The following is an 11,890-nucleotide window of genomic DNA, read 5'->3' as shown; positions in this document are numbered from 1 at the left end:
CATGCTGAGTTCGATTCAATTGACTCACTGCCCTCAATTTGAATTTAGATTACCTGAATATTTTGCTGACTCAATGGCGAGAATGACCTGTAAATTTGCAAAAAAAAGCCTGGATAAATCCAGACTTTTTTCTTTAAATATCAGCTTATTCGCCGCCAAGTGAACATTCAAAATTGGCTTTATCGACAGAACAACGTGCCTTTTTCAATACAGACATCATGCCTGCATCATAAATGCCACGTTTCGTCATATCCATACGACCTTCACGCAGTAATTTTTGATATTTGGTTTTATCTTCTGCACTTAGGTTAAGTTTATATTTCGCAGGAATACCCGCTTCTAGACGGTTAATCATCGCGATACTCTTCGGTAAGTGTTTCACAAACCAATCACGAGATTTTTGACCAAAGCCAGCTGGGAACTGATCAGGACGAATAATAAAGTCCGCAGTCACTTGTAGAACTGGGAAGTTAAACATCGCACCATTGGTACCTAAACCTTTATAGATCTCTAATGGTTTGTAGGCATATGCAGGCGCACCCACCATATCGACCTGACCATTATTAAACTTCGCCACAAAGTTAGATACATCTGAAATCACAGCTTGAGCGCCGACACGTTGCACCATGATTTTTTGTGCTTCGTCATAGCCTAATACTGCAAACTTTTTACCTGCCGCTTTTTCAATTGAGTCAATTTTCTTGTCTTTGACAAAGATGAATGCTGAACCCAATGGGGCAATACCCGCCACTTCGTATTTCTTACCACCTAGATTGCTGACCATTTTTGCAGCATTACGTTGGTCTAATGCAAAGGTAATCGCACGTTGCGCAATCGCATTGCTCGGTGCGCCACCCAGCGCATCAATAGAGCCTGCAAATTTATTGTACTGACGGGCACGCATCGCCGTCATAAATACGCCGTCACATTTACCTGCTTTAAAGTCATTATCAGCTACTGCTTCGTCTTGACGCGGAATTAAGTTAATTTCAGCACCCCAGCCTTTTGCTGCAAGCGCCCATTCCTGAGCCATTTGATATGACTCACCTGACTTACCCAGTAAGTCAAATACACAGATATCTACTTTTGCTGCCTGAGCTGAACCAGCAAAGCCAATTGCAGCAAATGTAGCCAATGATAGGAGCGTTTTTTTCATTCTATTTTCCTTTCAAATCTTTTTATGGTTCAGAGGTGTCCTTACACAACGCCGATATTAAGCAAGTTAATTTAAAAAAAATAGAGCATTTACTCCATTTATTTATGTCATTTTGGCATATTCTGTTTTTCTGTGATGCATATCACTTTTTATTCAAAGTGAAATTATAAATATAATCATCATCTTATATTTGCAAAAATGGCTTTTTACATTTACAGCGATTGCATCAAAATTTACAAAGAAATACAGAAAAAAGCTTATTCACCCGCCACTGAACACTCAAAATTGGTTCGCTCAATCGTACAACGTGCTTTTTTCAGTACCGTCATCATGGTGGAGTCGTAGATTCCTTGTTTGGTTAAATCCATCCGTCCTTCACGCAATATTTTCTGATACTTCAACTGATCATCTTTGCTGAGATTCATCTTATATTTGGCAGGAATTTCAGCTTCCATGCGTTTTACCATGGCAAAACTTTTTGGTAATTGCTTAACGAACCATTGCCGAGAAGGCTCTGCAAAACCTTCTGGGAATTTATTATTACGAATAATCAAGTCTGCCGTGACATTCACCACAGGAAAATTCACCATCGCCCCAGTAGTGCCTAAGCCTTTTGAAATTTCGAGTGGCTTAAAGGCATAAGCCGGCGCAGCCACAATTTCAACTTCAGCCTGATTAAACTTGCGAATAAAATTGGAAATTTCCGACATGACTGGCACAGCGCCGACACGGTCGACCATCTCTTTTTGCGCATAGTCATAATGCAAAATGGCAAATTTTTTACCTTCAGCTTTTTCTAAATTATTGATATTGCGATCACGGACAAAAATATAGGCTGAACCAATTTGCCCAATCCCTGCCACTTCATAACTATCTTTACCTGAATTGGTAATCAGTCGCTTACTGTTCCGCTTATCTAAGACATAGGTAATGGCTTTTTGTGCGATAGTATTGTTCGGTACACCGCCAATGGCATCAATCGAACCGGCAAATTTGTTATACGCACGTGCCCGCATCGAGGTCATATAAAATGCGTCACATTTCCCTTCTTTAAAATCTTTATCGACTTTGGATTCATCTTGATATGAAATCAGTTGAACTTGTGCTCCCCATGCCTTACTGGCCAGAGACCACTCTTCCATCAGCTTATAAGATTCCCCCGCTTTTCCAAGTAAATCGAACACACAAACCTTCTGATTGGCATAGCTTTGTGCAGACATCACACCTGAAAGAAGCGATAAAATTAAAATTCCTTTTCTCATTTCTTATATTCCCAATATGTTTTATTAATCCATTTAAAACAATAACTTGAAATATTTTTTTAATACTAAAGCCCTTTCAATATACCTAAATACGTGGAATCTGTCACATTTTTTCAGATGGTTGCGATGCTTTGTTTTTTCTTTTGCAAAGCCATCCATTAGAATAGCCCCACATTCTTCTTGTTTAGTTAGTTCCATGATTCAGTTAGACCAACTTTCCATTCGTCGCGGTGGGCGTGTTTTATTTCAAAAAGCATCTATGCAATTGCATCCAGGCTGGAAAATCGGCTTAACCGGTGTAAATGGTGCGGGTAAATCGACTCTTTTTTCTGCGCTTTTAGGTGGAATGGAATCTGATGGCGGATCCTTAACTCGTCCTGCAGTATGGACCGTCGCTCATATGGCACAAGAAATCAAAGCACTCGATATGAAAGCGATTGATTTCGTTCTTTCAGGCGATGAGGAATATTGGGATATACAACATAAACTTGAACATCCAGAACAATTAGACAATGAAGCATTGGCACACTTATATGGCCGATTTGATGAAATCCATGGCTATACAGCTCCATCCAAAGCCTCACAGCTGATGGCTGGCCTGGGATTCTTTGAACATCAGTCCCAGCTCAATGTTTCAAGCTTTTCAGGTGGTTGGCGTATGCGTTTAAACCTTGCGCGTACCCTGATGAGCCGTTCTGACCTGTTATTACTCGATGAGCCAACCAACCACTTAGACTTAGATGCGATTTTGTGGTTAGAAGATTGGTTAAAAGCTTACGAAGGCACACTGATCTTAATTTCACATGACCGTGATTTCTTAGATGCGGTGACTGATCATATTTTACACATCGAAAATCAAGAGCTGACGCTTTACACCGGTAACTATTCAACCTTTGAACGCACCCGTTCTGAGCGCTTGGCACAACAACAACAAGCCTATGAAAAACAACTCGAAACTCGTGCGCATCTCCAAAAATTTATTGACCGTTTTAAAGCCAAAGCCACTAAAGCTAAGCAGGCTCAAAGTCGTATTAAACAATTAGAACGCATGCAGGAACTTTCTGCCGCGCATGTCGATACGCCATTTACCTTTAGTTTCCGTGAGCCAACCAAAATGAGCTCACCACTGTTACAAATGGAACATGTCGACATTGGCTATGGTGACAAACTGATTGCCACCAATGTGAATTTACAGATTACCCCAAACAGTCGTATTGGTTTACTGGGAATGAATGGTGCTGGTAAATCAACCTTAATTAAATCCTTGGTTGGTGATCTTCCCTTATTACAAGGGACACGCAAAGCCTCGGAACTGTTGAATATTGGCTATTTTGCACAGCATCAAATGGATGCTCTAGATGGCAATGCCAGCCCAATGTTGCAATTATCTCGAATCGCTGACAAAAAAATCAGTGAAGCGGCATTACGTTCATTCTTAGGTAGCTTTGGTTTTAGTGGCGAACGCATGGATACGCCAAGTGAAGGATTTTCAGGCGGTGAACGAGCACGATTGGCTTTGGCTTTGATTGTTTGGCAGCGCCCCAATGTTTTAATTCTAGATGAACCGACCAACCATTTAGACCTTGATATGCGTCATGCGCTAACTATGGCATTACAAGACTTTGAAGGCGCTGTGGTTTTGGTTTCGCATGAACGTCAATTGATTGCCAGTGTTTGTGACGAATTATTATTGGTACATCATGGGAAATGTCGCGAATTTGATGGTGACCTCGTGGCTTATGCCGATTGGCTGCGTCAAGCACGGATCGACATGATGAAAAATAGTCAACAAGCCCCGACTCCCATCAAATCTCAAGTTGAAACTAAACAGACGATTTCTAAAGTCGATAAAGAAGCGCAGCGTAAAGAAGCTGCACGTCAGCGTGAATTGACCCGCCCGATTCGTAAAAACATTGAAAAAAATGAAGCGCAAATCAGCAAAATTCAGCCACGCTTAAACGAAATCGAGGAATTATTAGCAGACAGTGCTTTATATGAAGCCAGTCGTAAAGATGACTTACTCAAACTAATGAATGAGCAAACAGAATTAAAAGCCAAACTTGAATCTGTCGAAGAGCAAATGCTTGAATTAATGATGGAATTAGAAGAAATGGAAAGTAGTTTTGAGGCTTAATTTAAAAAGCAAAACCCTAGATTTGCATTATTAAGAAAACCTAACTTAAGCTCAAAAAATCAATCGCCGTGAAATTTAAATGTTCCACGGTGATTTTTTATTTATACTTCACAATAATAATCACACTATAAATCTAAAAAATATTTAAAAAATCGAATGTTCATATCCAACTGGTTATTGCATCGTTAGGCATTTCTATTCGGAAAGAATCTAAAAATTCAGCGATAGCTATTACCCTAATTTTGTAAATGAATTCAAAAAATATACTTCACATCAAACTCATTGCCGCAGTTACCCACAAAAGCCATTTTTAAATTCAAATCTTGGTTTTAAATTCATTTTTATTTTTTAAATTCAAAATATCGAACCACCTTTTTGTGGATAAATATTTTTAAATGATGTTATCCACAATTATAAATGACTTTGATGTTGAACACTATTAAATGTGAAAATTCACAAAACTTACCCACATTTATAAGATGGATGCATTTTATCTCCACTGACTACATCAATTTAAACTTTTTATTGTTTAAGATAAGGCAGAAGGATGGACTTTTTTTGCCTTTAAAAAACGTAATTCTTGTATTTTCCAGGTTTGATCAAAATGCCAGATTTCCTGTATTTGCTGCTGTGTTTCAGCTAAACCAATTAAAATTTTGCACTCAGTTTGGTCACGATTAAACTCATAATCTTCAAATTCTACGTCTGGTTTTTGTGGTTTCCAAACCCCATTTTTCACTGCATGTGCAATACGTTCATAGCGGACATAATTACTTTCGACACGCCCGTCTTGCTCATAAACCACCTTAAAGTGCTCATCTTCGTATTCGGCTAAAACAGTATAATTTCCGGTAAAAAATGCATTTACCCAGATGTCACGAATGTGTTCAAGTTGATTGTCCATCATATATAGACCTCTTATTTTTAGCTGCTAAGTTCAAATTGATTTGAGCTTAGCATCAGAATAAGTCAATTTAATAAAACACAAATTGGCGATTTAATATTCAATTTTATTTAAGATAGCACAAAAAAAAGCACTCCGAAGAGTGCTTTTTTGAATGATTCTGTAATCAGAATTTAGGCATCAATATCCGCATTTAACGCATTTTCTTCAATGAAAGCACGACGTGGTTCCACATCATCACCCATCAAGCAAGAGAACATACGATCAGCTTCAATCGCATCCTGTACCGTTACTTGCAGCATGTTACGGTTCTCAGGATCCATTGTAGTTTCCCAAAGCTGTTCAGCATTCATCTCACCCAAACCTTTATAGCGCTGAATCATCATGCCACGGCGTGAGTCTTGTAAGATGTTTTGCCAAACCTGATGGAAGCTGCTCACTGGAATTTTGCGCTCGCCTTTTTGTAGGTAAGCACCTTCTTCCAATAAGGTGAACCAACTCTTCGAATTTTTGAGTAAACGCGCATATTCACCTGAACCCAATAGACCTGAATCTAACAAGTATTGGTGCGGTAAATTATGAACATAGATGGTAATACGCGGGAAATAGGTCGCTGACTTATTGCCTTCAGTATCTTCATGCTCAAACGTTTCTAAGCTTAATTCAGGACGTAGGCTAGGTTGAGTTTTCTCAATATTGGCACGTAGTTGCTCACCCCAAGTCTGTACATAGTCTTGGTTATTTGCTTGATCTAACTTAAAGCCTTCTACTGCCAATAAACCATCCAACACACTTGCAGGATAACGTACAGTCAGACGATGCAAGCTCTTTTGAGAGGTTTGATAATCCGCAATCACACCCGCTAAAGCCTCACCACGAATGGCTGGTGCTTCTGCACTGATGTGTAATTCAAGCTCATCAATTGCATTTGAAATCAGGTACGTCTCAAGCGCATCATTATCTTTGATGTACTGTTCTTGCTTGCCTTTTTTCAGCTTATACAACGGTGGCTGTGCAATATAAATATATCCACGTTCCACAAGTTCTGGCATTTGACGGAAGAAGAAGGTCAACAATAGCGTACGAATGTGCGAACCATCGACGTCAGCATCGGTCATGATGATGATTTTGTGATAACGCAGTTTATCTGGGTTGTACTCCTCACGGCCAATACCACAGCCTAAAGCAGTAATCAACGTTCCCACTTCTTGTGAAGAAATCATCTTGTCAAAACGTGCACGTTCCACGTTGAGGATTTTACCTTTCAGCGGCAAAATCGCTTGCATCTTACGGTTACGGCCCTGTTTAGCTGAACCGCCCGCAGAGTCACCTTCGACTAAGTAAAGTTCAGACAATGCAGGATCTTTTTCCTGACAATCGGCCAATTTACCTGGCAGGCCTGCAATATCAAGCGCACTCTTACGACGTGTCATTTCACGTGCTTTACGCGCTGCATCACGCGCACGTGCTGCATCAATAATTTTGCCTGCAATCGATTTAGCAGCTTGTGGGTTCTCTAAAAGATATTCAGAGAACGATTTATTCATGGCTTGCTCAACCGCAGTTTTCACTTCGCTCGACACCAATTTTTCTTTGGTTTGCGAAGAGAATTTTGGATCAGGCACTTTCACCGAAACAATTGCAGTTAAACCTTCACGGGCATCATCACCAGAAACCGCCACTTTCTCTTTTTTGAGTAGGTTTTCGCTTTCCATGTAGCTGTTTAAGCCACGGGTTAATGCAGCTCGGAAACCCGCTAAATGCGTACCACCATCTTTTTGTGGAATGTTGTTGGTAAAGCAACGAACATTTTCCTGATAAGAATCGTTCCACTGCAATGCAACTTCCACACCAATGCCGTTATCCGCTTGAGTAGTGAAGTGGAAGATCTCGTTCAGATGGGTTTTGCCTTGGTTGATATATTTTACAAACTCAGACAAACCACCTTCATAATCATAAACGTGCTCTAAATTGATACGTTCATCACGTAGCACAATTCGTACACCTGCATTCAGGAACGATAATTCACGTAAACGACGTGCCAAAATATCGACATTAAAAATCGTTTGACTGAAGGTTTCAGCACTTGGCCAGAAACGTACACGTGTACCGGTACGATCTGTCTCACCCACCACTTTTAATGGATACACGGAATCACCGTGTTTATATTCTTGCTGGTGGATTTGACCCGCACGATGAATGGTTAATTCGAGCTTGCTTGAAAGCGCATTCACCACGGATACACCTACACCGTGTAGACCGCCTGAAACTTTATAGCTGTTATCGTCAAATTTACCGCCCGCATGCAGAATCGTCAAAATCACTTCTGCAGCAGAAACACCTTCTTCTGGGTGAATGTCGGTAGGAATACCACGACCGTTATCCGATACGCTTACAGATTCATCTTCATGAATGGTTACATTGATCTCGTCACAATGACCTGCCAACGCTTCATCAATTGAGTTATCGACAACTTCAAACACCATGTGGTGTAGGCCAGTACCATCGTCAGTATCACCAATATACATGCCCGGACGCTTACGTACAGCGTCTAGACCACGTAATACTTTGATGCTAGAGGAATCATAAGCTTTTTCTATGGTTTGTTCTGTTTGAGAAGCAGCTTGATCTTCTGAACTCATGGTTTCTCCCTAGTGAAAAATAGGTCTATCCAAAGGTGGTATTTCATTGCACAACAGCCTGCACCGTACCATTTTCAACTTTGAATAATTGATAAGAAATAGATAAATCATGTAAGTGTTTTTGCACTGAATCATGGTCTAAAGTGGTAATAAAAACTTGACTACCAAGATGGCTTAAACGCTCAATTAAACGCTGTTGTGCGGTTAAATCTAATTCTGCTGTCAGATCATCTAATAATACCACAGTTTCCTTATTACAAGCATGTAGCATTGCAATCTGTGACAGTTTTAACGCCATGATCAATAACTTTTTTTGCCCACGAGAGAGCACAACATCTGCATCACCCATAGCGGTTTTTAACCTTAAATCTGCACGGTGCGGACCATACTCAGTATAGCCACGTTCGCAGTCTTTAAAGTGCTGATTGGTCAGATCATTCAGCAGTCCTGTTTCAGCATGAAAGCCTGCACTATATTCCAATGTCACTGTTAAATGCGGCAATAATGCTTGGAGATCTTGTTGGAAATATCGCGTCCACTGTTCCACCACATTACTGCGCAGACTATGTAATATCTCACCATAATCACTGAGCATTTTGTTCCACGGTTCTAGGTCAGACAAACTCAAATGACGTCGTGATTTCAGCAAACTATTCCGCTGTTTTAATGCCCGCGCATAATATTGCCATGCATGGTAAAACTCCGGTTCCACGTGGAACATCAACCAATCTAAAAGTTGACGTCGTGGCTTCGCACCATGATCAATAATATCGGTACTTTGTGGGTCGATGAGTTGTAGTGGTAAAATCTTAGCCAACTGCCCTTGTGTCCCCACAAGGTCGCCATTGACTTTAATCACTTGCTCGCCCGACTGCATTTTTTGCATACCAATGCGGTCTGTTGCAGACTGCGCAAAGACAACAGCGTCAGGGCTATTATTTTGAATATAGTTTTTCGGAATATGGGTTCGAAAAGAACGGCCGGTTGCCAGCAAATGTACTGCTTCTAATACAGAAGTTTTGCCAGAACCATTTTGCCCATAAAAGACATTAAACGGCTGCAACCCAGAGAGTGCAACCGTCTTTAAATTTCGAACACGTTCTACATGTAAACGCGTGATATGCATAATAATTGAGACGTCAGTCCGAATTAAACACGCATTGGCATCACAACATAGGTTTGATCTTGTTGTTGTGGATCTTGTACCAATACAGATTGGTTGGCTTCTGTCATGGTCATTGCAACATCATCACCATCCAACACATTCAGAACTTCCAATAAGTACTGTGCATTGAATGACATTTCCATCGGTGCATCAGCATATTGAATCGCGAGATCTTCGATCGCTTCATCTTGTTCAGGGTTATTGGCACGAAGTTGTAAAGTGTCCGCATCAAACTTCAAGAATACGCCGCGCAATTTTTCATTACTTAAAATCGCCACACGTTGTAGTGATTGTTTAAATACATCATGTGCAATGCGCACATTTTTATCACCACCACGTGGAATCACACGGCGGTAGTCAGGGAATTTACCATCGATCAATTTTGTGGTGAAACGTACGGTAATATCACCCTGCTCTTTATCACGGCTGGCAATGGTAATCGTTACATTTAATAATTCACGACCAATCAACAACGATAATTGCTCGTCTTCAACACTCAATAGACGCTGCAATTCACCTACAGCTTTACGTGGAACAATCGCTTGCATTGCTTGTGTCGCATTCGAGCTTGCCGCTGTTTCACACATCGCCAAACGGTGACCATCGGTCGTTACTGCACGCAATTGATTTTCATCAATTTCAAGCAAAGTACCTGTCAAATAGAAACGCACATCTTGAACCGCCATGGCAAAAGATGTTTTCTCAAATAAACGCTTTAACTCACGCTGAGTCACACCGACTTGAGTGCCTTGAGTATTTTCAGTGGTTAATAATGGATAGTCTTCTGCAGGCAAAGTACCCAATACAAAACGACTGTTTCCAGATTTTAAAATACAACGTTGATCTTCAGTAATTTGCAAATCAATCAATGCCGCTGACGGTAATGATTTACAGATATCCATCAATTTACGTGCAGGAACAGTCGTCACACCTGCTTGTAAACATGCACCTTCAGTAAGTGATGTGCTTGCAACCAGTTCCACTTCAAGATCCGACCCCGTAATGGTCAAAGCTTGCTCTGTTACCTGTACTTTTACATTGGATAAAATATTTAAGGTATGGCGACGTTCAACCGCTCCTACGACATGTGACAGAACATTCAGTAAGCTTTCTTTCGCGATTTTTAAACGCACAATACATTCCTCTAAAAACTGAAGACAGACAAAATAAATTAATTTTTTAGCAGTGTACTATGCGGCAGAATATACCGCATTGCAAGAACAGAATTTGAACGAAAAGACTTAACTTTGCAGCAGACGTTGCAAGTTTTTATAGTCCTCATTGAAGATTGGATCTTCTTCACGCAGGCTTTGTACTTTTTCACAGGCATGCATCACAGTACTGTGGTCACGATTACCAAAAGCCATACCAATTTCAGGAAAACTATCCCCTGTCAGCTCACGTGCTAGCCCCATAGCCAACTGACGTGGACGTGCATAAATGCGTGTACGTTTTGGACCAATCAATTCTTTGAGTGGAATACGGAAATATTCACTCACCACACGCTGAATATTTTCCGTGCTGATGGTGCGCGCACGAATCGCCAACACATCTTTTAACGATTCACGCACTACATCTAGATCGATTGGGGTACCTTTAAAACGAGAAATGGCTACGACTTTATTCAGCGCACCTTCTAGTTCACGGACATTGGCAACCACTTGTTGAGCAATAAACAACGCACAATTCCGTGGAAGTTCCACCCCATTGCTTTCCGCTTTTTTCAGTAAAATTTCAATACGGGTTTCAATATCAGGCGGTTCAACACCCACCGATAAGCCCCACGAAAAACGTGAAACCAAACGTGGATCAAGTTCAGTCAGTTCTTTTGGATAACGATCTGAGGTTAAAATGATTTGCTTAGATTCATCTAATAACGCGTTGAAGGTATAGAAAAACTCAACCAAGCTGGCCTCTTTACCCGCCAACAAATGAATATCATCCACCAATAACAAATCTAACGAACGACAGTTTTTCTTAAATTCTTCGACCTTACCTTGCTGTAACGAGCTCACAAAGTCTTGTACAAAACTTTCAGCCGTCATGTACATCACACGTGCATTCGGCTTCGCTTGCAATAATGCATTACCTACGGCTTGCATTAAATGGGTTTTACCTAAACCAGTCGGTCCATATAAAAATAACGGGTTATGTTGCGAAGCACCGGGCTGCGTCAAGACTTTACGACAGGTTTCTGCCGCCATCTGATTGGAACGACCTTCAACAAACAAGGAAAAGGTAAATAATGGGTTAAGCTGACGCTTACGGTTATTTTTTGAAGACGTCTCTTCTTTTTCTTTTTTAGGACGTGTTGGTGCCGACACTTGTGGCGTTGACTCTAATGCTGCGGTGGTTGTTGCAGGTTGCTCAGCTGCAGATAAAATTGCACCAGGCCGTGAATCGACCAAAATCTCGACTTTACGTACCCGACCTTCAGACAACTGTTCCGCTAAAATTGAAATCAGTTCTAAATGGTGCTCTTGAATATAGCGTGTCCAATACGGATTCGGTGCATAGAGTTTTAGACTATCACCTGCATCTTCTGCCACCAGTGGGCGTATCCACATTGTATAGACATTTCCTGAAAGCTCTTGTCGCAAGCGAGTTAAGCAGTCTGTCCAAAGCAT

At 40.8% G+C, this 11,890-nt stretch carries 8 protein-coding genes; 1 reads left to right on the top strand and 7 read right to left on the bottom strand.

Translation table 11 applies throughout. The features are described 5' to 3' along the window. Window positions 1-145: 145 nt before the first annotated feature. Both AC4CU0_RS00040 and AC4CU0_RS00035 read right to left on the bottom strand, forming a co-directional pair. On the bottom strand, window positions 146-1,156 hold the full coding sequence (locus tag AC4CU0_RS00040; RefSeq protein WP_078194442.1) for a putative solute-binding protein: 1,011 nt from the start codon (window positions 1,154-1,156) through the stop codon (window positions 146-148). 257 nt (window positions 1,157-1,413) lie between these two features. Beyond that, window positions 1,414-2,418 (bottom strand): putative solute-binding protein, encoded by a 1,005-nt coding sequence (locus AC4CU0_RS00035; RefSeq protein ID WP_490743438.1) that lies wholly within the window; start codon window positions 2,416-2,418, stop codon window positions 1,414-1,416. 196 nt (window positions 2,419-2,614) lie between these two features. On the opposite strand from AC4CU0_RS00035, the gene AC4CU0_RS00030 reads away from it, so the two are divergent. After that, window positions 2,615-4,552, top strand: a complete 1,938-nt coding sequence (locus AC4CU0_RS00030; RefSeq protein WP_180022816.1) for an ATP-binding cassette domain-containing protein — start codon at window positions 2,615-2,617, stop codon at window positions 4,550-4,552. Window positions 4,553-5,081: 529 nt separating this feature from the next. On the opposite strand, the gene AC4CU0_RS00025 is transcribed toward AC4CU0_RS00030, so the two are convergent. The 5 genes from AC4CU0_RS00025 to dnaA form a co-directional block, all read right to left on the bottom strand. Beyond that, on the bottom strand, window positions 5,082-5,459 hold the full coding sequence (locus AC4CU0_RS00025) for a hypothetical protein (protein ID WP_490743437.1): 378 nt from the start codon (window positions 5,457-5,459) through the stop codon (window positions 5,082-5,084). A gap of 170 nt (window positions 5,460-5,629) precedes the next feature. Then, window positions 5,630-8,098 (bottom strand): DNA topoisomerase (ATP-hydrolyzing) subunit B, encoded by a 2,469-nt coding sequence (gene gyrB, locus AC4CU0_RS00020; protein ID WP_180027161.1) that lies wholly within the window; start codon window positions 8,096-8,098, stop codon window positions 5,630-5,632. A gap of 43 nt (window positions 8,099-8,141) precedes the next feature. Continuing rightward, a complete protein-coding gene (recF, locus tag AC4CU0_RS00015) occupies window positions 8,142-9,224 on the bottom strand; it encodes a DNA replication/repair protein RecF (RefSeq protein WP_180009130.1) in 1,083 nt (360 codons plus the stop codon). Between the two features lie 23 nt (window positions 9,225-9,247). Beyond that, window positions 9,248-10,396, bottom strand: coding sequence for a DNA polymerase III subunit beta (gene dnaN / locus AC4CU0_RS00010; RefSeq protein ID WP_168379516.1), 1,149 nt, complete (start codon window positions 10,394-10,396; stop codon window positions 9,248-9,250). A gap of 108 nt (window positions 10,397-10,504) precedes the next feature. After that, on the bottom strand, window positions 10,505-11,890 hold a 1,386-nt coding region (gene dnaA, locus AC4CU0_RS00005; RefSeq protein WP_168379515.1), incomplete at its 5' end, for a chromosomal replication initiator protein DnaA.

The sequence above is a fragment of the Acinetobacter sp. LipI_15 genome (assembly GCF_058242865.1).
The sequence above is the reverse complement of the archived record's forward strand: the minus strand, read 5'-3'. Positions and strand labels throughout refer to the sequence as shown.